The 23,104-nt window shown below is 61.1% G+C and carries 36 protein-coding genes; 35 read left to right on the forward strand and 1 reads right to left on the reverse strand.

Annotated elements, in window-relative coordinates; translation table 11 throughout:
* The first annotated feature begins 97 nt into the window (after positions 1–97).
* From rpsL to dsbD, 35 genes are all read left to right on the forward strand, one after another.
* Positions 98–478, forward strand: coding sequence for a 30S ribosomal protein S12 (rpsL, locus tag WS96_RS12405; protein ID WP_006400662.1), 381 nt, complete (start codon positions 98–100; stop codon positions 476–478).
* Between the two features lie 172 nt (positions 479–650).
* Positions 651–1,121 (forward strand): 30S ribosomal protein S7, encoded by a 471-nt coding sequence (rpsG, locus tag WS96_RS12410; protein ID WP_034209730.1) that lies wholly within the window; start codon positions 651–653, stop codon positions 1,119–1,121.
* 123 nt (positions 1,122–1,244) lie between these two features.
* Entirely contained in the window at positions 1,245–3,347 is a 2,103-nt protein-coding gene (gene fusA / locus WS96_RS12415) for an elongation factor G (RefSeq protein WP_034209731.1), read from the forward strand.
* A 42-nt stretch (positions 3,348–3,389) separates the two neighbouring features.
* On the forward strand, positions 3,390–4,580 hold the full coding sequence (gene tuf / locus WS96_RS12420) for an elongation factor Tu (protein ID WP_006482910.1): 1,191 nt from the start codon (positions 3,390–3,392) through the stop codon (positions 4,578–4,580).
* 284 nt (positions 4,581–4,864) lie between these two features.
* A complete protein-coding gene (gene rpsJ, locus WS96_RS12425; protein ID WP_004199280.1) occupies positions 4,865–5,176 on the forward strand; it encodes a 30S ribosomal protein S10 in 312 nt (103 codons plus the stop codon).
* Positions 5,177–5,354: 178 nt separating this feature from the next.
* Positions 5,355–6,005, forward strand: a complete 651-nt coding sequence (rplC, locus tag WS96_RS12430; protein ID WP_006482922.1) for a 50S ribosomal protein L3 — start codon at positions 5,355–5,357, stop codon at positions 6,003–6,005.
* A complete protein-coding gene (rplD, locus tag WS96_RS12435; RefSeq protein WP_006477192.1) occupies positions 6,005–6,625 on the forward strand; it encodes a 50S ribosomal protein L4 in 621 nt (206 codons plus the stop codon). The genes rplC and rplD overlap by 1 nt, the downstream gene beginning before the upstream one ends.
* The gene (gene rplW / locus WS96_RS12440; RefSeq protein ID WP_004199275.1) at positions 6,622–6,936 is read left to right on the forward strand and encodes a 50S ribosomal protein L23; all 315 of its coding nucleotides are present in this window, start codon (positions 6,622–6,624) and stop codon (positions 6,934–6,936) included. The genes rplD and rplW overlap by 4 nt, the downstream gene beginning before the upstream one ends.
* Positions 6,937–6,938: 2 nt before the next feature.
* A complete protein-coding gene (gene rplB / locus WS96_RS12445; protein WP_034209733.1) occupies positions 6,939–7,766 on the forward strand; it encodes a 50S ribosomal protein L2 in 828 nt (275 codons plus the stop codon).
* A gap of 10 nt (positions 7,767–7,776) precedes the next feature.
* Positions 7,777–8,052, forward strand: a complete 276-nt coding sequence (gene rpsS, locus WS96_RS12450) for a 30S ribosomal protein S19 (protein ID WP_004199273.1) — start codon at positions 7,777–7,779, stop codon at positions 8,050–8,052.
* A gap of 12 nt (positions 8,053–8,064) precedes the next feature.
* Positions 8,065–8,394, forward strand: a complete 330-nt coding sequence (gene rplV / locus WS96_RS12455) for a 50S ribosomal protein L22 (RefSeq protein ID WP_004199272.1) — start codon at positions 8,065–8,067, stop codon at positions 8,392–8,394.
* Positions 8,395–8,405: 11 nt separating this feature from the next.
* Positions 8,406–9,206, forward strand: a complete 801-nt coding sequence (gene rpsC, locus WS96_RS12460) for a 30S ribosomal protein S3 (protein ID WP_006482899.1) — start codon at positions 8,406–8,408, stop codon at positions 9,204–9,206.
* A 2-nt stretch (positions 9,207–9,208) separates the two neighbouring features.
* Positions 9,209–9,625 (forward strand): 50S ribosomal protein L16, encoded by a 417-nt coding sequence (rplP, locus tag WS96_RS12465; RefSeq protein ID WP_006482873.1) that lies wholly within the window; start codon positions 9,209–9,211, stop codon positions 9,623–9,625.
* A 9-nt stretch (positions 9,626–9,634) separates the two neighbouring features.
* On the forward strand, positions 9,635–9,829 hold the full coding sequence (rpmC, locus tag WS96_RS12470; protein WP_006400652.1) for a 50S ribosomal protein L29: 195 nt from the start codon (positions 9,635–9,637) through the stop codon (positions 9,827–9,829).
* Positions 9,826–10,098, forward strand: a complete 273-nt coding sequence (rpsQ, locus tag WS96_RS12475; protein ID WP_006477189.1) for a 30S ribosomal protein S17 — start codon at positions 9,826–9,828, stop codon at positions 10,096–10,098. Before rpmC ends, rpsQ begins: the two co-directional genes overlap by 4 nt.
* A gap of 309 nt (positions 10,099–10,407) precedes the next feature.
* Entirely contained in the window at positions 10,408–10,776 is a 369-nt protein-coding gene (gene rplN, locus WS96_RS12480) for a 50S ribosomal protein L14 (protein WP_006482918.1), read from the forward strand.
* A gap of 9 nt (positions 10,777–10,785) precedes the next feature.
* Positions 10,786–11,094 carry a 50S ribosomal protein L24 gene (gene rplX / locus WS96_RS12485; protein ID WP_006477187.1) on the forward strand — a complete coding sequence of 103 codons (309 nt, stop codon included), beginning with the start codon at positions 10,786–10,788 and terminating at the stop codon, positions 11,092–11,094.
* Positions 11,095–11,110: 16 nt separating this feature from the next.
* Positions 11,111–11,650, forward strand: a complete 540-nt coding sequence (rplE, locus tag WS96_RS12490; RefSeq protein ID WP_006482882.1) for a 50S ribosomal protein L5 — start codon at positions 11,111–11,113, stop codon at positions 11,648–11,650.
* Positions 11,651–11,657: 7 nt separating this feature from the next.
* Complete coding sequence (gene rpsN / locus WS96_RS12495) at positions 11,658–11,963, forward strand: 30S ribosomal protein S14 (protein WP_006482884.1); 306 nt, start codon at positions 11,658–11,660, stop codon at positions 11,961–11,963.
* A 14-nt stretch (positions 11,964–11,977) separates the two neighbouring features.
* The gene (gene rpsH / locus WS96_RS12500; protein WP_006477185.1) at positions 11,978–12,373 is read left to right on the forward strand and encodes a 30S ribosomal protein S8; all 396 of its coding nucleotides are present in this window, start codon (positions 11,978–11,980) and stop codon (positions 12,371–12,373) included.
* Between the two features lie 18 nt (positions 12,374–12,391).
* The gene (gene rplF / locus WS96_RS12505) at positions 12,392–12,922 is read left to right on the forward strand and encodes a 50S ribosomal protein L6 (RefSeq protein WP_006477184.1); all 531 of its coding nucleotides are present in this window, start codon (positions 12,392–12,394) and stop codon (positions 12,920–12,922) included.
* Positions 12,923–12,934: 12 nt separating this feature from the next.
* Complete coding sequence (rplR, locus tag WS96_RS12510; RefSeq protein WP_006477183.1) at positions 12,935–13,300, forward strand: 50S ribosomal protein L18; 366 nt, start codon at positions 12,935–12,937, stop codon at positions 13,298–13,300.
* Positions 13,301–13,314: 14 nt separating this feature from the next.
* Positions 13,315–13,833, forward strand: a complete 519-nt coding sequence (rpsE, locus tag WS96_RS12515) for a 30S ribosomal protein S5 (protein ID WP_006752931.1) — start codon at positions 13,315–13,317, stop codon at positions 13,831–13,833.
* Positions 13,834–13,848: 15 nt separating this feature from the next.
* Positions 13,849–14,031, forward strand: a complete 183-nt coding sequence (gene rpmD, locus WS96_RS12520; protein WP_006400644.1) for a 50S ribosomal protein L30 — start codon at positions 13,849–13,851, stop codon at positions 14,029–14,031.
* 26 nt (positions 14,032–14,057) lie between these two features.
* Positions 14,058–14,492, forward strand: coding sequence for a 50S ribosomal protein L15 (gene rplO, locus WS96_RS12525; protein WP_006482880.1), 435 nt, complete (start codon positions 14,058–14,060; stop codon positions 14,490–14,492).
* Positions 14,493–14,534: 42 nt separating this feature from the next.
* Complete coding sequence (secY, locus tag WS96_RS12530) at positions 14,535–15,884, forward strand: preprotein translocase subunit SecY (protein ID WP_006482915.1); 1,350 nt, start codon at positions 14,535–14,537, stop codon at positions 15,882–15,884.
* A gap of 7 nt (positions 15,885–15,891) precedes the next feature.
* Positions 15,892–16,110, forward strand: a complete 219-nt coding sequence (infA, locus tag WS96_RS12535) for a translation initiation factor IF-1 (protein ID WP_004521905.1) — start codon at positions 15,892–15,894, stop codon at positions 16,108–16,110.
* 20 nt (positions 16,111–16,130) lie between these two features.
* Positions 16,131–16,247, forward strand: a complete 117-nt coding sequence (gene rpmJ, locus WS96_RS12540; RefSeq protein ID WP_004199844.1) for a 50S ribosomal protein L36 — start codon at positions 16,131–16,133, stop codon at positions 16,245–16,247.
* 38 nt (positions 16,248–16,285) lie between these two features.
* Positions 16,286–16,651: a 30S ribosomal protein S13 gene (gene rpsM / locus WS96_RS12545; protein ID WP_006400641.1), complete on the forward strand. Its 366-nt coding sequence runs from the start codon at positions 16,286–16,288 to the stop codon at positions 16,649–16,651.
* Between the two features lie 28 nt (positions 16,652–16,679).
* Positions 16,680–17,081, forward strand: coding sequence for a 30S ribosomal protein S11 (gene rpsK, locus WS96_RS12550; protein ID WP_004197937.1), 402 nt, complete (start codon positions 16,680–16,682; stop codon positions 17,079–17,081).
* A gap of 154 nt (positions 17,082–17,235) precedes the next feature.
* Positions 17,236–17,859, forward strand: coding sequence for a 30S ribosomal protein S4 (gene rpsD, locus WS96_RS12555; protein WP_006477177.1), 624 nt, complete (start codon positions 17,236–17,238; stop codon positions 17,857–17,859).
* Between the two features lie 124 nt (positions 17,860–17,983).
* Entirely contained in the window at positions 17,984–18,961 is a 978-nt protein-coding gene (locus WS96_RS12560; protein ID WP_006477176.1) for a DNA-directed RNA polymerase subunit alpha, read from the forward strand.
* Between the two features lie 149 nt (positions 18,962–19,110).
* On the forward strand, positions 19,111–19,506 hold the full coding sequence (rplQ, locus tag WS96_RS12565) for a 50S ribosomal protein L17 (protein ID WP_006477175.1): 396 nt from the start codon (positions 19,111–19,113) through the stop codon (positions 19,504–19,506).
* Between the two features lie 202 nt (positions 19,507–19,708).
* Entirely contained in the window at positions 19,709–20,035 is a 327-nt protein-coding gene (cutA, locus tag WS96_RS12570) for a divalent-cation tolerance protein CutA (protein WP_059832863.1), read from the forward strand.
* Positions 20,028–21,872 carry a protein-disulfide reductase DsbD gene (gene dsbD / locus WS96_RS12575; RefSeq protein ID WP_059832866.1) on the forward strand — a complete coding sequence of 615 codons (1,845 nt, stop codon included), beginning with the start codon at positions 20,028–20,030 and terminating at the stop codon, positions 21,870–21,872. The genes cutA and dsbD overlap by 8 nt, the downstream gene beginning before the upstream one ends.
* Before the next feature lie 130 nt (positions 21,873–22,002).
* Here the strand turns inward: dsbD and hemB are convergent, their stop codons facing one another.
* Positions 22,003–23,001: a porphobilinogen synthase gene (gene hemB, locus WS96_RS12580; RefSeq protein WP_034209736.1), complete on the reverse strand. Its 999-nt coding sequence runs from the start codon at positions 22,999–23,001 to the stop codon at positions 22,003–22,005.
* Between the last annotated feature and the right edge of the window lie 103 nt (positions 23,002–23,104).

Consider the following 23,104-nt stretch of genomic DNA (forward strand, 5'->3'; position numbering starts at 1 on the left):
TTCGTGTCCGTCTCGCCAGTTCGGAAGTCAACTGTGCGCCGATTCTCGCTTTGCCCGAAATCGATGCGCAGATTTTGTTCAATTTCAGGAATAAACAATGCCAACCATCAACCAACTGGTTCGCAAAGGCCGTCAGTCGGAAACGACGAAGAGCAAGAGCCCGGCCCTGCAGGACTGCCCCCAGCGTCGCGGCGTGTGCACCCGTGTGTACACGACGACGCCGAAGAAGCCGAACTCGGCACTCCGTAAGGTCGCCAAGGTTCGTCTGACGAACGGCTTCGAAGTGATTTCGTACATCGGCGGTGAAGGCCACAACCTGCAGGAGCACTCGGTTGTGCTGATCCGCGGCGGCCGTGTGAAGGACTTGCCGGGTGTGCGTTACCACATGGTTCGCGGCTCGCTGGATACCCAGGGCGTCAAGGACCGTAAGCAAGCGCGCTCGAAGTACGGCGCGAAGCGTGCAAAGGCTGCCAAGTAAGCAGTTTTTGATCAGGGATCGCCGCAGGGCGGTCAAGGCGGGAGTGCCGGATTGCCGGTGCTGTCGAGTAAGTGGTCACCCGGCCAAGCTGGTTAGTCGTGAAGATGTGATCGGGTTTGTTGGTGGCCGCGGAGCTGGTTGCAGCTCCAACTGAACAAGTAAAGGAAGAATCATGCCGCGTCGTCGCGAAGTCCCCAAGCGGGAAGTGTTGCCGGATCCGAAGTTCGGTAACGTTGATGTTGCCAAGTTCATGAACATGCTGATGCTGTCCGGCAAGAAGTCGGTCGCAGAGCGCATCGTTTATGGCGCATTCGAACAAATCCAGACCAAGGGTGGCAAGGACCCGCTGGAAGTGTTCACGGTTGCGCTCAACAACGTGAAGCCGGTGGTCGAAGTGAAGAGCCGCCGCGTTGGTGGTGCCAACTATCAAGTTCCGGTCGAAGTGCGCCCGTCGCGTCGTATGGCATTGGCGATGCGCTGGCTGCGTGAGGCTGCGAAGAAGCGCAGCGAGAAGTCGATGGCTCTGCGTCTGGCAGGCGAACTCACCGAAGCGGCCGAAGGCCGTGGCGGCGCGATGAAGAAGCGCGATGAAGTTCACCGCATGGCAGAAGCCAACCGCGCGTTCTCGCATTTCCGTTTCTAAGCGCCTGGCTGGGCTGTTTGCGGAAATAAATTCCGGGCGGGTGCGCTTTTCAGGCGCCTCGCCCGTTTGTGTTGAGGCGTGATGCAGCAGGGCTGCATCACGTCATCCCAGTAGAGGATCAAAGTGGCTCGCAAGACTCCTATCGAGCGCTACCGCAATATCGGTATTAGCGCTCACATCGACGCCGGCAAAACGACGACGACCGAGCGCATTCTGTTTTACACCGGTGTGAACCACAAGATCGGTGAAGTCCACGACGGCGCAGCCACGATGGACTGGATGGAGCAGGAACAGGAACGTGGCATCACGATCACGTCCGCTGCTACCACGGCCTTCTGGAAGGGCATGGGCGGCAACTATCCGGAACACCGCATCAACATCATCGACACCCCGGGCCACGTCGACTTCACGATCGAAGTGGAGCGTTCGATGCGCGTGCTCGACGGCGCGTGCATGGTGTACTGCGCAGTGGGCGGCGTGCAGCCGCAGTCGGAAACGGTGTGGCGCCAGGCGAACAAGTACAAGGTGCCGCGTCTCGCGTTCGTCAACAAGATGGACCGTACCGGCGCGAACTTCTTCAAGGTCTACGACCAGCTCCGTCTGCGCCTGAAGGCGAACCCGGTTCCGGTCGTGGTGCCGATCGGCTCGGAAGAAAACTTCAAGGGCGTGGTCGACCTGATCAAGATGAAGGCGATCATTTGGGACGAAGCGTCGCAAGGCACGAAGTTCGACTACGTCGACATCCCGGCCGAACTCGCAGAGACCTGCAAGGAATGGCGCGAAAAGATGGTCGAAGCGGCTGCCGAAGCCAGCGAAGACCTGATGAACAAGTACCTGGAAGAAGGCGATCTGCCGGAAGCCGACATCGTCAAGGCGCTGCGTGATCGTACGATCGCGTGCGAAATCCAGCCGATGCTGTGCGGTACCGCGTTCAAGAACAAGGGCGTGCAGCGTATGCTCGACGCCGTGATCGACTTCCTGCCGTCGCCGGTCGACATCCCGCCGGTCAAGGGCGAGCTCGAAAACGGCGAAGAAGCAGAGCGCAAGGCATCGGACGAAGAGAAGTTCTCGTCGCTCGCGTTCAAGATCATGACCGACCCGTTCGTCGGCCAGCTGATCTTCTTCCGTGTGTACTCGGGCGTCGTCAACTCGGGCGACACGCTGCTGAACTCGACCAAGGGCAAGAAGGAGCGCCTCGGCCGTATTCTGCAGATGCACGCGAACCAGCGTGAAGAAATCAAGGAAGTCCGCGCAGGCGACATCGCTGCAGCGGTCGGCCTGAAGGAAGCCACCACGGGCGACACGCTGTGCGACCCGGCGAACCCGATCGTTCTCGAACGCATGGTGTTCCCGGAGCCGGTGATTTCGCAGGCGGTCGAGCCGAAGACCAAGGCCGACCAGGAAAAGATGGGCCTCGCACTGAACCGTCTGGCTCAGGAAGACCCGTCGTTCCGCGTGCAGACCGACGAAGAGTCGGGCCAGACCATCATTTCGGGCATGGGCGAGCTCCACCTCGAAATTCTGGTCGACCGGATGAAGCGTGAATTCGGCGTGGAAGCGACCGTCGGCAAGCCGCAGGTTGCGTACCGCGAAACGATCCGCTCGACGGCGAAGGACGTCGACGGCAAGTTCGTCAAGCAGTCGGGTGGTCGCGGCCAGTACGGTCACGCGGTCATCACGCTCGAGCCGAACGAACAAGGCAAGGGCTACGAGTTCTTCGACGAGATCAAGGGTGGTGTGATTCCGCGTGAATACATCCCGGCGGTCGACAAGGGTATCCAGGACACGCTGAAGTCGGGCGTGCTGGCTGGCTTCCCGGTCGTCGACGTGAAGGTTCACCTGACGTTCGGTTCGTACCACGACGTTGACTCGAACGAAAACGCGTTCCGCATGGCCGGTTCGATGGCGTTCAAGGAAGCGATGCGCAAGGCGAACCCGGTCGTGCTCGAGCCGATGATGGCTGTCGAAGTCGAGACGCCGGAAGACTACATGGGCAACGTGATGGGCGACCTGTCGGGCCGTCGCGGTATCGTCCAGGGCATGGAAGACATGGTTGGCGGCGGCAAGATCGTGCGCGCCGAAGTGCCGCTGTCGGAAATGTTCGGTTACTCGACGTCGCTGCGCTCGCTGACGCAAGGTCGTGCAACGTACACGATGGAGTTCAAGCACTACGCTGAAGCTCCGCGCAACGTTGCCGAAGCGATCATCAGCGCGAAGTCGAAGTAAATCTTTAGCTACCAATCGATTATTTTTTGAAAGAAGAGAATCATGGCAAAAGAAAAGTTTGAGCGGACCAAGCCGCACGTGAACGTTGGTACGATTGGTCACGTTGACCACGGCAAGACGACGCTGACGGCAGCGATCACGACGGTTCTGACGAAGAAGTTCGGCGGCGAAGCTAAGGCGTACGACCAGATCGACGCGGCACCGGAAGAAAAGGCGCGCGGCATCACGATCAACACGGCACACGTCGAGTACGAAACGGCTAACCGCCACTACGCACACGTCGACTGCCCGGGCCACGCTGACTATGTGAAGAACATGATCACGGGCGCAGCGCAGATGGACGGCGCGATCCTGGTTTGCTCGGCAGCAGACGGCCCGATGCCGCAAACGCGCGAGCACATCCTGCTGGCACGTCAGGTTGGCGTTCCGTACATCATCGTGTTCCTGAACAAGTGCGACATGGTGGACGACGCGGAACTGCTCGAGCTGGTCGAGATGGAAGTTCGCGAACTCCTGTCGAAGTACGACTTCCCGGGCGACGACACGCCGATCGTGAAGGGTTCGGCAAAGCTGGCGCTGGAAGGCGACACGGGCGAGCTGGGCGAAGTGGCGATCATGAGCCTGGCAGACGCACTGGACACGTACATCCCGACGCCGGAGCGTGCGGTTGACGGCGCGTTCCTGATGCCGGTGGAAGACGTGTTCTCGATCTCGGGCCGCGGTACGGTGGTGACGGGTCGTGTCGAGCGCGGCATCGTGAAGGTCGGCGAGGAAATCGAAATCGTCGGTATCAAGCCGACGGTGAAGACGACCTGCACGGGCGTTGAAATGTTCCGCAAGCTGCTGGACCAAGGTCAAGCAGGCGACAACGTCGGTATCCTGCTGCGCGGCACGAAGCGTGAAGACGTGGAGCGTGGCCAGGTTCTGGCGAAGCCGGGTTCGATCACGCCGCACACGCACTTCACGGCTGAAGTGTACGTGCTGAGCAAGGACGAAGGCGGCCGTCACACGCCGTTCTTCAACAACTACCGTCCGCAGTTCTACTTCCGTACGACGGACGTGACGGGCTCGATCGAGCTGCCGAAGGACAAGGAAATGGTGATGCCGGGCGACAACGTGTCGATCACGGTGAAGCTGATCGCTCCGATCGCGATGGAAGAAGGTCTGCGCTTCGCCATCCGCGAAGGCGGCCGTACGGTCGGCGCCGGCGTCGTCGCCAAGATCATCGAGTAATATCGACGATCCGCGGATCCCGGCGGGGTCCGCGATTCCACGGTAAGCAACTGCGTACCGCAGAAACCGGGTGTCCAGTTCGATCTGGCACCCGGTTTTTCTTTGTGGCGTGCGAACCGCTCTATTGACAAACGCCCACCGCCGCGAATTTTCGTGTAGAATCGCGGGCTTAGCAGTGGAAGTACCGCCCGGAACCTGATGCTTCGCTCCCCGCTGGCGTCATGTTTCACGTTCTTTTAGTGTCCGGCGATGCAACATCGCCTCGCTCTTTTCAAGGAATCGTCATGCAGCAACAGAAAATCCGCATTCGCCTGAAGGCATTCGACTATCGTCTGATCGATCAATCGGCTGCCGAAATCGTCGATACCGCGAAGCGGACTGGCGCAATCGTCCGTGGCCCGGTGCCGCTGCCGACGCGCATTCAGCGTTTTGACATCCTGCGTTCGCCGCACGTCAACAAGACGTCGCGCGATCAGCTCGAAATCCGCACCCACCAGCGCCTGATGGACATCGTCGACCCGACGGACAAGACCGTTGACGCGCTGATGAAGCTCGACCTGCCGGCTGGCGTCGACGTGGAAATCAAGCTGCAGTAAGGCTTCCAGCGCCGGCCGGCGTGCCGGATGGTGCTAAGTCTTTGTATTGCTTGCGGAAATCGAGAAGTCGGGCTATACTGCTTGGCTTTTCGCGTATTCGCGTAAAAAAGTTGGGCCTTGCGTGCCCGGCATTTTGTAAATCAGCCCCGACCAATCGCAGTCGGGAATGGAGAAAATGATGAGCCTTGGACTCGTAGGTCGCAAGGTTGGCATGACCCGTATCTTCACGGCTGAAGGGGATTCGATTCCCGTCACCGTGCTGGACGTGTCGGACAACCGCGTGACGCAGATCAAGACTGTTGAAACCGACGGCTACACGGCCGTGCAGGTTGCATTCGGCTCCCGCCGCGCATCGCGCGTGACGAAGCCGCTGGCAGGTCATCTCGCCAAAGCCGGTGTCGAAGCCGGTGAAATCCTCAAGGAATTCCGCATTGACGCGGCCAAGGCAGCCGAGCTGTCGAATGGCGCCGTGGTCGGTGCAGATCTTTTCGAAGTGGGCCAGAAGGTCGACGTGCAAGGCGTGTCGATCGGTAAGGGCTACGCCGGTACGATCAAGCGTTACAACTTCTCCTCCGGCCGTGCCACGCACGGTAACTCGCGCTCGCACAACGTGCCGGGCTCGATCGGTATGGCGCAGGATCCGGGTCGTGTTTTCCCGGGTAAGCGCATGACGGGTCACATGGGTGACGTGACGGTGACGGTGCAGAACCTCGAAATCGCCCGTATCGACGCAGAGCGCAAGCTGCTGCTCGTGAAGGGTGCGATTCCGGGCGCGAAGGGCGGCAAGGTCTTCGTGACGCCGGCCGTCAAGACCAAGGGGGCGAAATAATGGAACTCAAGCTCCTGAACGAAAATGGTCAGGAAGGTGCAGTGGTCAACGCATCGGACGTCGTGTTCGGTCGTGACTACAACGAAGCGCTGATCCACCAGGTCGTCGTCGCTTACCAGGCGAATGCTCGCCAGGGTAACCGCGCACAGAAGGACCGCGAGCAAGTCAAGCACACGACCAAGAAGCCGTGGCGCCAGAAGGGTACGGGCCGCGCTCGTGCCGGTATGTCGTCGAGCCCGTTGTGGCGTGGCGGTGGTCGTATCTTCCCGAATTCGCCGGAAGAAAACTTCTCGCACAAGGTCAACAAGAAGATGCATCGCGCAGGCCTCTGCTCGATCTTCTCGCAGCTGGCCCGCGAAGGCCGTCTGTCGGTCGTCGAGGACATCATCCTCGAAGCGCCGAAGACCAAGCTGCTGGCCGACAAATTCAAGACCATGGGTCTCGACTCCGTGCTGATCATCACCGACACGGTTGACGAAAACCTGTACCTGGCATCGCGCAACCTGCCGCACGTGGCAATTGTCGAGCCGCGCTACGCTGACCCGCTGTCGCTGATCTACTTCAAGAAAGTGCTGGTCACGAAGGCTGCGGTCGCCCAGATCGAGGAGTTGCTGTCATGAGCGAGATTCGCAAGAACGATCATCGTTTGATGCAGGTCCTGCTCGCACCGGTGATTTCCGAAAAGGCGACGCTGGTTGCCGACAAGAACGAGCAAGTCGTGTTCGAAGTCGCACCGGATGCCACGAAGCAGGAAGTGAAGGCGGCTGTCGAGCTGCTGTTCAAGGTTGAAGTTGATTCGGTCAACGTGCTGGTTCAGAAGGGCAAGCAAAAGCGCTTCGGCCGTTCGATGGGCCGCCGCAAGGACGTGAAGAAGGCGTACGTCTGCCTGAAGCCCGGCCAGGAAATCAACTTTGAAGCGGAGGCCAAGTAATCATGGCAATCGTTAAAGTTAAGCCGACATCGCCGGGTCGCCGCGCGATGGTCAAGGTGGTCAACAAGAATCTGCACCAGGGCAAGCCGTACGCGGCACTGCTCGACTCGCAGAGCTCGACCGCCGGCCGTAACAACAACGGCCGTATCACCACGCGTCACAAGGGTGGTGGTCACAAGCAGCACTATCGTATCGTCGATTTCCGTCGCACGAAGGATGGCATCCCGGCAAAGGTCGAGCGTCTCGAGTACGACCCGAACCGCAGCGCGAACATCGCGCTGGTGCTCTACGCAGACGGCGAACGTCGCTACATCATCGCCCCGAAGGGCCTGACCGTCGGCCAACAGCTGATGTCGGGTTCGGAAGCGCCGATCCGTGCAGGCAACACGCTGCCGATCCGCAACATTCCGGTCGGTACGACGATCCACTGCATCGAGATGCTGCCGGGCAAGGGCGCGCAAATGGCGCGTTCGGCTGGCACGTCGGCCATGCTGCTGGCGCGTGAAGGCGTCTACGCGCAGGTTCGCCTGCGTTCGGGCGAAATCCGCCGCGTGCACATCGAGTGCCGTGCAACGATCGGTGAAGTCGGCAACGAAGAGCATAGCCTGCGCCAGATCGGCAAGGCTGGCGCGAACCGCTGGCGCGGTATCCGCCCGACGGTGCGTGGCGTTGCGATGAACCCGGTCGATCACCCGCACGGTGGTGGTGAGGGCAAGACGGCTGCAGGTCGCGACCCGGTGAGCCCGTGGGGTACGCCGGCTAAGGGTTACCGCACCCGCAGCAACAAGCGCACGACGACGATGATCGTCCAGCGCCGTCACAAGCGTTAAGGAGTAGGCAATGGCACGTTCTGTAAAAAAAGGTCCGTTCTGCGACGCCCATTTGCTGAAGAAAGTTGAGGCGGCTGCAGCTTCGCGCGACAAAAAGCCGATCAAGACCTGGTCGCGTCGCTCGACGATTCTGCCGGATTTCATCGGCCTGACGATCGCCGTTCACAACGGCCGTCAACACGTTCCGGTGTACATCTCGGAAAACATGGTCGGCCACAAGCTTGGCGAGTTCGCACTGACCCGTACGTTCAAGGGTCACGCAGCCGACAAGAAGGCCAAGAAATAAGGGGCAATCAAGATGGAAGTGAAAGCAATTCATCGCGGTGCCCGCATCTCGGCGCAGAAAACGCGCCTTGTGGCTGACCAGATCCGCGGTTTGCCGGTCGACAAGGCGCTGAACGTTCTGACGTTCTCGCCGAAGAAGGCGGCTGGCATCGTGAAGAAGGTTGTGCTGTCGGCAATCGCGAATGCGGAGCACAACGAAGGCGCTGATATCGACGAGCTCAAGATCAAGAGCATCTACGTCGACAAGGCTGCATCGCTCAAGCGTTTCACCGCGCGCGCCAAGGGCCGCGGTAACCGCATCGAGAAGCAATCCTGTCACATCACTGTGACGGTCGGGAATTAAGGAGCCATACGATGGGACAGAAAATTCATCCGACTGGCTTCCGCCTGGCTGTCAGCCGCAATTGGGCTTCGCGTTGGTACGCGAACAACAACAATTTCGCGGCGATGCTGCAGGAAGACATCGGTGTTCGTGAATACCTGAAGAAGAAGCTGAAGAACGCTTCGGTCGGTCGGGTGGTCATCGAGCGTCCGGCGAAGAACGCGCGCATCACGATTTACAGCTCGCGTCCGGGCGTGGTCATCGGCAAGAAGGGCGAGGACATCGAACAGCTGAAGACGGAACTGCAACGCCGCATGGGCGTGCCGGTTCACGTCAACATCGAGGAAATCCGCAAGCCGGAAACCGATGCTCAGCTGATCGCTGACTCGATCACGCAACAGCTCGAGCGCCGGATCATGTTCCGTCGCGCGATGAAGCGTGCGATGCAGAACGCGATGCGTCTGGGTGCCCAAGGCATCAAGATCATGAGCGCAGGCCGTCTGAACGGTATCGAAATCGCTCGTACGGAGTGGTATCGCGAAGGTCGCGTGCCGCTTCACACGCTGCGTGCTGATATCGACTACGCGACTTCGGAAGCGAAGACGACTTACGGGATCATCGGCGTCAAGGTGTGGGTCTACAAGGGCGATACGCTCGGCCGCAACGATGCACCGGTGGTGGAAGAAGTAGCCGAAGACAAGCGTCCGCGTCGCAATGCGCGTCCGGGCGACCGTCGTCCGCGCCGTGACGGCGAAGGCGGCGCTCCGGGTGCTCGTCGTGGCGCACCGCGCCGTGGCGCCGGCAAGCCCGAAGACGGCAAGACTGGAGAATAACGATGCTGCAACCGAAACGCAGAAAGTATCGTAAAGAGCAGAAGGGTCGTAACACCGGCAAGGCGACGCGCGGCAACGCAGTGTCGTTCGGTGAATTCGGCCTGAAGGCGATCGGTCGCGGTCGTTTGACCGCACGTCAGATTGAAGCGGCGCGTCGTGCAATGACGCGTCACATCAAGCGTGGCGGCCGCATCTGGATCCGGATCTTCCCGGACAAGCCGATTTCGCAGAAGCCGGCCGAAGTGCGTATGGGTAACGGTAAGGGTAACCCGGAGTACTACGTCGCCGAGATTCAGCCGGGCAAGATGCTCTATGAAATGGACGGCGTAACCGAAGAACTGGCACGCGAAGCGTTCCGTCTGGCTGCAGCCAAGCTGCCGCTCAAGACGGCATTCATCGTGCGCCAGCTCGGCGCCTAAGGAGAAAACATGAAGGCTTCCGAACTTCTCCAGAAAGACCAGGCCGCGCTCAACAAGGAGCTGGCGGACCTGCTGAAGGCGCAATTCGGCCTGCGCATGCAACTCGCGACCCAGCAGCTCACGAACACGAGCCAGCTGAAGAAGGTTCGTCGCGACATCGCACGTGTGCGGACCGTCATGACTCAGAAGGCGAACCAGAAATGAACGATAGCGTGAAAACCTCGCTGAAGCGGACGCTGGTCGGTCGGGTCGTCAGCAACAAGATGGACAAGACCGTCACCGTGCTGATCGAGCACCGCGTCAAGCATCCGATCTACGGCAAGTATGTCGTGCGTTCGAAGAAGTACCACGCGCACGATGAAGCGAACACCTACAACGAAGGCGATCTCGTCGAAATCCAGGAAACGCGTCCTGTTTCGAAGACGAAGGCCTGGACGGTGTCGCGCCTCGTCGAAGCCGCTCGCGTCATCTAAGCGGGCAGCGCAGTAGGCAGTAACGGGCACTTCTCCACGAAGTGCTTGAAATCGCAAAGTTTTTGGTTGCGTGACCGGGATTATTTGTTATAATCCCGGTCTTCCCTCTTTATGGGAGCCCCGTCGCGGGCGAAGTTGGTGGGGGAAGCGGACTGGCGCCTGCCTGTCCGAAAGATTCACCGAATTGCGATGGCGGGTTTCGTTTGCCGTCGCTGCTGTTCCAACCCAAGCAGCCGATTGGCTGACGGGACCAAGACTGACCGAATGCATCATGGTGGTGCATCCGGATTAAGTTGGGAAAGACAAACCATGATCCAGACCGAATCTCGGCTCGAAGTAGCCGACAACACGGGTGCACGTGAAGTCCTGTGCATCAAGGTGCTCGGCGGCTCGAAGCGTCGTTATGCCGGCATTGGCGACATCATCAAGGTGAGCGTCAAAGAGGCAACGCCGCGCGGGCGCGTGAAGAAAGGCGAAATTTACAACGCCGTGGTGGTCCGCACCGCCAAGGGCGTGCGCCGTCAAGACGGCTCGCTGATCAAGTTCGACGGCAACGCCGCTGTGCTTTTGAATAACAAGCTCGAGCCGATCGGCACCCGTATCTTCGGGCCGGTGACGCGTGAGCTGCGTAGCGAACGATTCATGAAGATCGTTTCGCTGGCGCCGGAAGTGCTGTAAGGAGTCGCGATGAACAAGATTCGCAAAGGTGACGAAGTCATCGTCGTCACTGGCAAGGACAAGGGCAAGCGCGGCGTCGTGCTGGCTGTCGGTGCTGAACATGTGACGGTTGAAGGTATCAACCTCGTCAAGAAGCATGTGAAGCCGAACCCGATGAAGGGTACGACGGGCGGCGTGGAAGCGAAGACGATGCCCCTGCATATTTCGAACGTCGCACTGGTCGACGCGAATGGCAAGGCGTCGCGTGTTGGCATCAAGGTCGAGGAAGGCAAGAAGGTTCGCTTCCTGAAGACGACCGGTGCCGTACTGAGCGCCTGACGCAGCGGAGTAAAAAATGGCTCGTTTTCAAGAGTTTTACAAAGAAAAGGTTGTGCCCGGCCTGATCGAGAAGTTCGGTTACAAGTCGGTCATGGAAGTGCCGCGCATCACCAAGATCACGCTGAACATGGGTCTTGGCGAAGCGATCGCTGACAAGAAGATCATCGAGAACGCCGTTGGCGACCTCACGAAGATCGCCGGCCAGAAGCCGGTCGTCACGAAGGCCCGCAAGGCAATCGCAGGCTTCAAGATCCGCCAGGGTTACCCGATCGGCGCGATGGTGACGCTGCGTGGCCGCGCGATGTACGAATTCCTCGACCGTTTCGTGACGGTTGCCCTGCCCCGCGTGCGTGACTTCCGCGGTGTGTCGGGTCGTGCTTTCGATGGCCGTGGCAACTACAACATCGGTGTGAAAGAGCAGATCATTTTCCCCGAAATCGATTACGACAAGATCGACGCACTGCGTGGGCTGAACATCAGCATCACGACGACTGCGAAGACCGACGACGAAGCAAAGGCTCTGCTCGCCAGCTTCAAGTTCCCGTTCAGAAACTGAGGTTACCGTGGCTAAACTGGCACTGATCGAACGTGAAAAGAAGCGCGCCCGCCTGGTCGCGAAGTTCGCAGCAAAGCGCGAAGCGCTGAAGGCGATCGTCGAAGACCAAAGCAAGTCGGAAGAAGAGCGCTACGAAGCACGCCTGGAGCTGCAGCAACTGCCCCGCAACGCAAACCCGACCCGCCAGCGTAACCGCTGCGCGATCACGGGCCGTCCGCGTGGCACGTTCCGTAAATTCGGCCTCGCGCGTAACAAGATTCGTGAAATCGCATTCCGTGGCGAGATTCCTGGCCTGACCAAGGCGAGCTGGTAATAGGAGAAACGTAAATGAGCATGAGTGATCCTATCGCCGATATGCTGACTCGCATCCGCAACGCGCAGATGGTCGAGAAGGTATCGGTCGCGATGCCCTCGTCGAAGGTCAAGGTTGCAATCGCGCAAGTCCTGAAGGACGAAGGCTATATCGACGATTTCGCCGTGAAGGCGGAAGGTGCGAAGTCCGAACTGAATATCGCGCTGAAGTACTACGCAGGTCGCCCGGTCATCGAACGCCTCGAGCGCGTGTCGAAGCCTGGTCTGCGCGTGTACCGCGGCCGTAACGACATTCCGCAGGTCATGAACGGCCTGGGTGTGGCAATCGTGTCGACGCCGAAGGGCGTGATGACCGACCGCAAGGCGCGCGCTACCGGCGTCGGCGGCGAAGTCATCTGCTACGTCGCTTAAAGCCGAGGAGAGAGAAACATGTCTCGAGTAGGTAAGAGCCCGATCGCGCTGCAAGGCGCGGAAGTCAAGCTGGCCGACGGTGCGATCACCGTCAAGGGCCCGCTGGGCACCATCACGCAAGCGATCAATCCGCTCGTGAACGTGGCGAACAACGACGGCACGCTGAATCTGTCGCCGGTCGACGAAAGCCGCGAAGCAAATGCACTGTCGGGCACGATGCGCGCGATCATCGCGAATGCCGTGCACGGCGTGACCAAGGGTTTCGAGCGCAAGCTGACGCTGGTTGGCGTCGGTTACCGTGCGCAAGCGCAAGGCGACAAGCTGAACCTGTCGCTGGGTTTCTCGCACCCGGTGGTGCACCAGATGCCGGAAGGCGTCAAGGCTGAAACCCCGACGCAAACCGAAATCGTGATCAAGGGGATCAACAAGCAACAAGTCGGTCAAGTGGCTGCGGAAGTCCGCGGTTACCGTCCGCCGGAGCCCTACAAGGGCAAGGGCGTGCGTTATGCCGACGAGGTTGTGATCCTCAAAGAAACGAAGAAGAAGTAAGGGTGCGCAATCATGGATAAGACTCAATCTCGCCTGCGCCGCGCTCGCCAGACGCGTATCAAGATCGCTGAGCTGCAGGTCGCGCGTCTCGCCGTGCATCGCACGAACACGCACATCTACGCTCAAGTGTTCTCGCCGTGCGGCACCAAGGTGCTCGCCAGCGCGTCGACGCTCGAAGCAGAAGTGCGCGCAGAACTGGCCGACAAGTCGGGCAAGGGCGGCAACGTCAATGCTGCGACGCTGATCGGCAAGCGTATTGCCGAAAAGGCAAAGGCTGCCGGCATCGAATCCGTCGCCTTCGACCGCTCGGGCTTCCGCTACCACGGCCGCGTCAAGGCGCTGGCTGAGGCAGCTCGCGAAGCTGGGCTCAAGTTCTAAGGAAGGAATTCGTCATGGCAAAGATGCAAGCGAAAGTTCAGGCTGACGAGCGCGACGACGGCCTTCGCGAAAAGATGATTTCGGTCAATCGCGTGACCAAGGTCGTGAAGGGTGGCCGTATTCTCGGCTTCGCCGCACTGACCGTGGTCGGCGACGGTGATGGCCGCATCGGTATGGGCAAGGGCAAGGCGAAGGAAGTGCCGGTCGCTGTCCAGAAGGCAATGGAACAAGCTCGCCGCAACATGTTCAAGGTGCCGCTCAAGAACGGCACGCTGCAGCACGAAGTGCACGGCAAGCATGGCGCATCCGCTGTCCTCCTCGCTCCGGCGAAGGCAGGTACGGGCGTGATCGCCGGCGGCCCGATGCGCGCCGTGTTCGACGTGATGGGCGTTCAGAACGTCGTGGCGAAGAGCCACGGTTCGACGAACCCGTACAACCTCGTTCGCGCCACGCTGGACGGTCTGCGCAAGCAGTCGACCCCGGCAGACATCGCGGCGAAGCGCGGCAAGTCCGTCGAAGATATTTTGGGCTAAGCCCGGGTGGTCACCATGTCTGAAAAAACTGTCAAGGTTCAGCTCGTCAAGAGCCTGATCGGGACCCGCGAATCGCACCGCGCAACCGTGCGTGGCCTGGGCCTGCGCCGACTCAACTCGGTTAGCGAGCTGCAGGACACGCCGGCGGTCCGCGGCATGATCAACAAGGTCTCGTACCTCGTTAAGGTCATCGCGTAAGCGGCCCTACGGATCAAGGAGTTGATATGGAATTGAATAACCTGAAGCCGGCCGCTGGCGCCAAGCACGCCAAGCGTCGCGTCGGTCGTGGCATCGGTTCGGGCCTCGGCAAGACGGCTGGCCGTGGTCACAAGGGTCAGAAATCGCGTTCGGGCGGCTTCCACAAAGTCGGTTTCGAAGGCGGTCAGATGCCGCTGCAACGTCGTCTGCCGAAGCGCGGCTTCACGTCGCTGACGAAGGAATTCGTCGGTGAAGTGCGCCTGGGCGACCTCGAGAAGCTGCCGGTCGACGAGATCGATCTGCTCGCACTGAAGCAAGCCGGCCTGGTCGGCGAGCTGACGAAGAGCGCAAAGATCATCGCGACGGGCGAACTGAAGCGCAAGATCGTCGTGAAGGGTCTCGGTGCCACCAAGGGTGCGCGCGCTGCGATCGAAGCGGCTGGCGGTTCGTTCGCCGAGTGACACGCGTAGCGCGTCGTCACTTGCATTCATCGGAGAAGGTACTTGGCTAACAGCCCGAGTCTTGCAAAACCCGGTCGAAGCACGGCGAAATTCGGCGATCTGCGCCGGCGAGCGATGTTCCTGCTCCTGGCGCTGATCGTCTATCGCATCGGCGCGCACATTCCCGTGCCGGGCATCGATCCGGATCAACTGGCTAAGCTGTTCCAGAGCCAGGCGGGCGGCATCCTGGGCATGTTCAACATGTTCTCGGGTGGCGCGCTTTCCCGCTTCACGATCTTTGCGCTGGGGATCATGCCGTACATCTCGGCGTCGATCATCATGCAGTTGCTGGCGATCGTTTCGCCGCAGCTCGAGGCGCTGAAGAAGGAAGGGCAGGCAGGGCAACGGAAGATCACGCAGTACACGCGGTATTTCACCGTGGTGCTCGCGACCTTCCAGGCATTCGGTATCGCGGCTGCGCTGGAAAACCAGCCGGGCCTCGTCACCGATCCCGGCATGCTGTTCCGTCTGACGACGGTCGTGACGCTGGTTACGGGCACGATGTTCCTGATGTGGCTCGGCGAGCAGATTACCGAGCGTGGTCTGGGCAACGGTATCTCGATCATCATCTTCGGCGGGATCGCAGCAGGGTTCCCGAATGCCGTGGGTGGGTTGTTCGAGCTGGTGCGTACGGGTTCGATGAGCATCATTTCGGCGATCATCATCGTCGTTCTGATCGCCGCGGTGACTTACCTGGTCGTGTTCATCGAACGCGGTCAGCGCAAGATCCTCGTGAACTACGCGAAGCGTCAGGTCGGCAACAAGATCTACGGTGGGCAGTCGTCGCATCTGCCGCTGAAGCTGAACATGTCGGGCGTGATTCCGCCGATCTTTGCATCGTCGATCATTCTGTTCCCGGCAACGATTCTCGGCTGGTTCAGTACCGGTCAGCCGACAGGAAGCTGGATTTCCAATACGTTGCATAACGTTGCGGAAGCGCTGAAGCCGGGCCAGCCGGTCTACGTGCTGCTGTACACGCTGGCAATCGTGTTTTTCTGCTTCTTCTACACCGCACTGGTGTTCAACAGCAGGGAGACCGCAGACAACCTGAAGAAGAGCGGCGCGTTTGTTCCGGGCATCCGTCCGGGCGATCAGACCGCACGATATATCGACCGCATCCTCACGCGTCTGACGCTGGCCGGTGCGATCTACATCGTCTTCGTGTGTCTGCTGCCGGAATTCCTGGTGCTGCGCTGGAACGTGCCGTTTTATTTTGGTGGAACGTCGCTGCTGATCATTGTCGTCGTCACGATGGACTTTATGGCGCAGGTGCAGTCGTACGTTATGTCGCAACAGTATGAGTCGCTGCTCAAGAAGGCTAACTTCAAGGGCGGCAACATCCCGATGCGTTGAAAGGACTATGGCCAAAGACGATGTAATCCAGATGCAGGGTGAGGTAATCGAAAACCTCCCGAATGCGACCTTCCGCGTGAAGCTGGAAAACGGCCATGTCGTGTTGGGGCATATTTCCGGGAAGATGCGGATGCACTACATCCGCATCCTGCCGGGCGACAAGGTGACGGTTGAATTGACGCCTTACGATCTGTCTCGTGCGCGGATCGTGTTCCGGGCGAAGTGATTTGAAAAAAGGGTATTATCATGAAAGTGATGGCATCGGTTAAGCGCATTTGCCGCAATTGCAAGATCATCAAGCGCAAAGGCGTCGTTCGCGTGATCTGCAGCTCGGATCCGCGCCACAAGCAGCGCCAAGGCTGACCGCGCGTTTGTTTGCGCTTTTTGTTTGAGGAAAAACAATGGCTCGTATCGCAGGGGTTAACATCCCGAATCACCAGCATACCGAGATCGGCCTGACGGCTATCTTCGGTATCGGCCGCACCCGTTCGCGCAGCATCTGCGTGGCAGCTGGCGTCGATTTTTCGAAGAAGGTCAAGGATCTGACCGACGCAGACCTGGAAAAGCTGCGTGAAGAAGTAGGCAAGTTTGTCGTCGAAGGCGATCTGCGCCGTGAAGTGACGATGAACATCAAGCGCCTGATGGACCTCGGTTGCTACCGTGGCGTCCGTCATCGCAAGGGCCTGCCGATGCGCGGTCAGCGTACGCGTACGAACGCACGTACCCGCAAGGGTCCGCGTCGTGCAGCGCAAGCGCTGAAGAAGTAAGCGGAACTGACAGTTACAGGAAAACGTAATGGCTAAGGCTTCGAACACCGCGGCGCAACGCGTTCGCAAGAAGGTTAAGAAGAACGTCGCTGAAGGCGTGGTTCACGTTCACGCGTCGTTCAACAACACGATCATCACGATCACCGATCGCCAAGGCAACGCTCTGGCATGGGCGACGTCGGGCGGTCAGGGCTTCAAGGGCTCGCGCAAATCGACGCCGTTCGCTGCTCAGGTCGCAGCCGAGTCGGCTGGCCGCGTCGCGATGGAATACGGCGTGAAGAATCTGGAAGTGCGGATCAAGGGCCCGGGCCCGGGCCGCGAGTCGGCAGTGCGCGCACTGCACGGCCTCGGCATCAAGATCACCGCGATTTCGGACGTCACCCCGATTCCGCACAACGGCTGCCGTCCGCCGAAGCGTCGTCGTATCTAAGGATGTGCTGGCACGTTCGTGCTAGCGCATTGCCTGTCGCCGCTCAGCGTCGACGGGCGTTGCTTTTTTGATTGACTAAGCCCACCGTTCGCCCCAAAGGGAGCGGACTAGCGCGGATTTCGATCCGCGTGACTGATTGATAAAGGAATGCAAAGTGGCACGTTATATCGGCCCCAAAGCCAAGCTTTCCCGCCGTGAAGGCACCGACCTGTTCCTGAAGAGCGCACGCCGCTCGCTCGCCGACAAGTGCAAGCTCGACAGCAAGCCGGGTCAGCACGGCCGTACCTCGGGCGCACGTACGTCCGACTACGGTACGCAGCTGCGCGAGAAGCAGAAGGTCAAGCGTATCTACGGCGTGCTGGAACGTCAGTTCCGCCGCTACTTCGCTGAAGCCGATCGCCGCAAGGGCAACACGGGTGAAAACCTGCTGCAACTGCTCGAGTCGCGCCTCGACAACGTCGTGTATCGCATGGGCTTCGGCTCGACCCGCGCTGAAGCGCGTCAGCTGGTGAGCCACAAGTCGATCACCGTGAACGGCGTCGTTGCAAACGTGCCGTCGCAGCAAGTGAAGGCGGGTGACGTCGTCGCGATCCGCGAAAAGGCGAAGAAGCAGGCGCGTATCGTCGAAGCGCTGTCGCTGGCCGAGCAAGGCGGCATGCCGAGCTGGGTTGCAGTCGATGCGAAGAAGTTCGAAGGCACGTTCAAGCAAATGCCGGAACGCGCTGAAATCGCAGGCGACATCAACGAAAGCCTGATCGTCGAATTGTATTCGCGTTAATCCGATTGACGGCCGAGGTACCCCGATTGCGTTGCGCAAGGACGGGCCTCGGCTGTTTATTTTCTGGTTGTTACCGGTCAGCCTTATCGGTGTAACGAGCCGAGGGTATTGAAAAGGAAAGCCCATGCAAACCAGTTTGCTGAAACCCAAGATCATCGCCGTGGAATCGCTGGGCGAGAACCACGCGAGGGTGGTCATGGAACCGTTCGAACGCGGTTACGGCCACACCTTGGGCAATGCGCTTCGCCGCGTGCTGCTGTCGTCGATGGTGGGCTACGCGCCGACCGAAGTCACGATCGCAGGCGTGGTGCACGAGTACTCGACGCTGGATGGCGTGCAGGAAGACGTCGTCAACCTGCTGCTGAACCTGAAGGGCGTGGTGTTCAAGCTGCATAACCGCGACGAAGTGACGGTTACGCTGCGCAAGGAAGGTGAAGGCGTCGTGACGGCCGGCGATATCGAGCTGGCCCACGATTGCGAAGTCATCAACCCGAATCACGTGATTGCGCACCTGTCGAAGGGCGGCAAGCTCGACGTTCAGATCAAGATCGAAAAGGGTCGCGGCTACGTGCCCGGCAACGTCCGTCGCTACGGCGAAGACACGGCCAAGATCATCGGCCGCATCGTCCTCGACGCATCGTTCTCGCCGGTTCGCCGCGTGAGCTACGCCGTCGAAAGCGCGCGTGTCGAGCAGCGTACCGACCTCGACAAGCTCGTGATGAACATCGAGACGAGCGGCGTGATCACGCCGGAAGAAGCGATCCGCCAGTCGGCCCGCATCCTGGTCGACCAGTTGTCCGTGTTCGCGGCGCTGGAAGGCACGGAAACGGCGGCCGAAGCGCCGTCGCGTGCACCGCAGATCGATCCGATCCTGCTGCGTCCGGTGGACGATCTCGAGCTGACGGTTCGTTCGGCGAACTGCCTGAAGGCCGAGAACATCTACTACATCGGCGACCTGATCCAGCGCACGGAAAACGAGCTGCTGAAGACGCCGAACCTCGGTCGCAAGTCGCTCAACGAGATCAAGGAAGTGCTCGCTTCGCGCGGTCTCACGCTGGGCATGAAGCTCGAGAACTGGCCGCCGGCTGGTCTCGACAAGTAAGCCCGGGCGTAGCCTGGCTATAGCCGTAGTTGGCAAAGATGCGGATTTTCCTTTAAAATCCGCATCTTGCTTTTTTTCGTTACCGGCCCGTGCGCCCTCCGAGGTGCGATAGAAGAGCTGGACCAAAACTTTGAATCAAGGAAACTGAAATGCGCCATCGTCATGGTCTGCGGAAACTGAACCGCACGAGCAGCCACCGTCTGGCTATGCTCCGTAACATGTCCAACTCGCTGATCGAGCACGAAGTCATCAAGACGACGCTGCCGAAGGCGAAGGAACTCCGTAAAGTCGTCGAGCCGCTGATCACGCTCGGCAAGAAGCCGTCGCTGGCAAACCGTCGCCTGGCGTTCAACCGCCTGCGCGATCGTGACTCGGTCGCGAAGCTGTTCGACGTGCTCGGTCCGCGTTTCGCGAACCGTCCGGGCGGCTACCTGCGCGTGCTGAAGTTCGGCTTCCGCGTGGGCGACAACGCACCGATGGCACTGGTCGAACTGCTCGACCGTCCGGAAGTCGACGAAACGGAAAACGTGCAAGAAGCCGAGTAAGCTTCCGGTACGCAGCAGGATCAGAAAGGGGCCGAGCGTTTTGCTTGGCCCTTTTTGTTTTTGAGACGCCGGCTGCGATCGATTGTCGCAGGCCGGTGCCGGCAGCGTTGCGCGGGCTGCGCTACGATACGGGCAACCGGTGCGGTCGCCGAGCGGGTAACCGGCGCCGACAGGGGCCGGCAGACCAGTGAGGAGGGCGCGGATGATAGTGGTGCTGATGCTGACGACGGTACCCGATGCGGCGACGGCCGCGGTGCTCGCCGACGGCGCGCTCGACGCGCGCCTTGCCGCGTGCGTGTCGGAGCTCGGTGCGATCAAGTCGCGCTATCACTGGCAGGGCAAGGTCGAAACGGCCGACGAGATCCAGATGCTGTTCAAGACGAGCCCTGTCCGGGCGCTCGAACTGGAGCGATTTATCCTCGCGCATCATCCTTACGAGACACCCGAAATCGTCTCGTGGCAGACGACGGCATCGGCGGCGTATGGCCAATGGGTGACCGGCGAAACTCAACGTCTATTTCATGTTTAACGGTATGGCGCTTTCGATGCGCGTGCGTGCGCTGCGGTTTGTTGCGGTCCTGTTGTCGTTCGTGATGCTGGGCGGCCTGTCCGTCGCGCGCGCGGCCGACGATTTCCTCGATCCGGCGGTTGCGTTCAAGTTCAGCGCGAGCGAATCGCCGGGGCAGGTGGACGTTCGTTTCAAGATCGCCAACGGCTATTACATGTACCGCGAGCGGTTCGCGTTCGCGGTGAAGAGCGGTCAGGCGACGCTCGGCGAACCGCAATTCCCGGCCGGCCACGTGAAATTCGACCAGACGTTCCAGAAGAACGTCGAGACCTATCGCGATGAAGTCGTCGTTCACGTGCCGGTGAAGCAGGCAGCCGGGCCGTTCGAGCTCGCGGTGACGTCGCAAGGGTGTGCGGACGAAGGGATCTGTTATCCGCCGGCCGAGCACGTGATGAAGGTCGATGGCGCCGCGCTCGGCGCCGCATCGTCGTCCGGCGATACGGCTGCCGCCGGCAACTGGTTCGACAAGGTCACGAGCGCGGATTTCGCGCAGTCGCTGCTCGAAGGCCAGGGCTTCTTCACCATCGTCGCGCTCTATTTCGTCGCGGGTGTCGTGCTGAGCCTCTTGCCGTGTTCGTACCCGATGATTCCGATCGTGTCCGCGATCATCATCGGCCAGGGCACGCGTGCGACGCATGCACGCGGCCTCGCGCTGTCGCTGACCTACGTGGTCGGCATGGCGCTGGTCTACACGGTACTCGGCATCGCGGCCGCGCTGGTCGGCCAGAGCCTCGGCGCATGGCTGCAGAACCCGTGGGTACTCGGCGCGTTCGGCGTGCTGCTGACCGCGTTCGCGGTGTCGCTGATCTCGGGCAAGGACATCGCGCTGCCGGCGCGCTGGCAGAACGGCGCGGCCGAGGCATCGAGCGCGCGCCAGGGCGGCCACTTCGTCGCGGTTGCGGCAATGGGCGCGTTGTCGGCGCTGGTCGTCGGCGCGTGCATGACGGCGCCGCTGTTCGCCGTGCTCGCTTTCATCGCGCACACCGGCAATGCGTTGCTCGGCGGCGCGGCGCTGTTCGCGATGGGGCTCGGGCTCGGCGTGCCGCTGCTGGTCGTCGGCGTCGGGGCCGGGACGGTGCTGCCGCGCGCGGGCGCGTGGATGGACGGCGTCAAGGTATTCTTCGGCATCGTGCTGCTCGCGGCCGCACTGTGGATCGTGTGGCCGGTGCTGGCGGCCGGGCTGAAGATGGTGCTCGCGGCGTTGTGGCTGCTGATCGCGGCCGCGGCGCTCGGCCTGTTCACGCCGAATGCCGGTGCTGCGTCGGTCTGGCGCCGCCTGGGCCGCGGCGTGGGCGCCGCGCTCGCGATCTGGGCCGCGACGTTGCTCGTCGGCCTGGCCGCGGGCTCGACCGATCCCGTCAAGCCGCTGGCCGTGCTGGCGGCGCGTACGGCAGCCTCCGGCGGTGCGGCGGCGGCCGGCGCGGCTGCCGCGCAGGACGGCCCGGCGTTCGCCCCGGTGCGCTCCAGCGGCGAACTCGACACGCTGCTGAAGACGTCGGGCCGGCCCGTGATGCTCGACTTCTACGCCGACTGGTGCGTGAGCTGCAAGGAGATGGAGCATCTGACGTTCACCGACGCGCGCGTGCAGGCGCGGCTCGCGCAGCTTCACCTCGTGCGCGCGGACGTCACCGCGAACAATCCGGACGATCAGGCGCTGCTCAAGCGCTTCAACCTGTTCGGGCCGCCGGGCATCATCTTCTTCGATCGCCATGGCAACGAGATCGGCCGCGTGGTCGGCTATCAGGCGGCCGACACGTTCCTGCGCAGCCTCGATCGGGCGGTCGTTCCGACGGCATGACGGTGGCCGGCCGGCGCGAGCCGGCGAACGGAGGCTTCGGGGCCGGCCGACGGTGTCGATCGACGGTCAACGAAAAACGGCGGAACACCGAGGTGTCCCGCCGTTTTCGCTGGTGCCCGCCGGCGCGCGATCAGCGCTGCGCTTTCAGCAGACGCGCGGCATCGAGCGCGAAGTACGTGAGCACGCCGTCGGCGCCTGCACGCTTGAACGCGAGCAGCGATTCGAGCACGACCTTGTCGTGGTCGAGCCAGCCGTTCATCGCGGCCGCCTTCAGCATCGCGTACTCGCCGCTCACCTGGTACACGTAGGTCGGGAAGCGGAACTCGTCCTTCACGCGGCGCACGATGTCGAGATACGGCATGCCGGGCTTGACCATCACCATGTCGGCGCCTTCGTCGATGTCGAGGCGCACTTCGCGCAGCGCTTCGTCGCTGTTCGCCGGATCCATCTGGTAGGTCATCTTGTTGCCCTTGCCCAGATTGGATGCCGAACCGACCGCATCGCGGAACGGGCCGTAGAACGCCGATGCGAACTTCGCCGAATAGGCCATGATCCGCGTGTGGATGTGGCCGTCGCTTTCCAGCATCTCGCGGACCGCGCCGATGCGACCGTCCATCATGTCCGACGGCGCGACGATGTCGACGCCGGCTTCTGCCTGCGCACGCGCCTGGTCGACCAGGATCTCGATCGTGTCGTCGTTGATCACGTAGCCGTTTTCGTCGAGCACGCCGTCCTGGCCGTGGCTCGTGTACGGATCGAGCGCGACGTCGGTCAGCACGCCGAGTTCGGGGAAGCGCTTCTTCAGCTCGCGCACGGCGCGCGGGATCAGGCCTTCCGGATTGGCCGCTTCGCGACCGTCGGGCGTTTTCAACGACGGCTCGATGGCCGGGAACAGCGACAGCACGGGCACGCCGAGTTCGACGCACTGCTCGGCGACGTGCATCAGCAGATCGACCGACACGCGCTCGACGCCGGGCATCGACGGGACTGGCTGACGTTCGTTGGTGCCTTCGACGACGAACACCGGGTAGATCAGATCGTCGGTGGTCAGGCGGTTTTCGCGCATCAGGCGGCGAGAGAAGTCGTCGCGGCGCATCCGGCGCGGACGATGAAGCGGATGGAAGCTCATGGCGATTTGGCAGAAATCAGGGCAAGAAGGACCTTACGGAACCCTTAGGTCATTTTCGAGATCGTTGGTATATGATAGCGATCGAGCGGTACGCGTTGCGTGC

It is taken from the genome of Burkholderia sp. MSMB1835 (genome assembly GCF_001526365.1).
Lineage (GTDB): Bacteria > Pseudomonadota > Gammaproteobacteria > Burkholderiales > Burkholderiaceae > Burkholderia.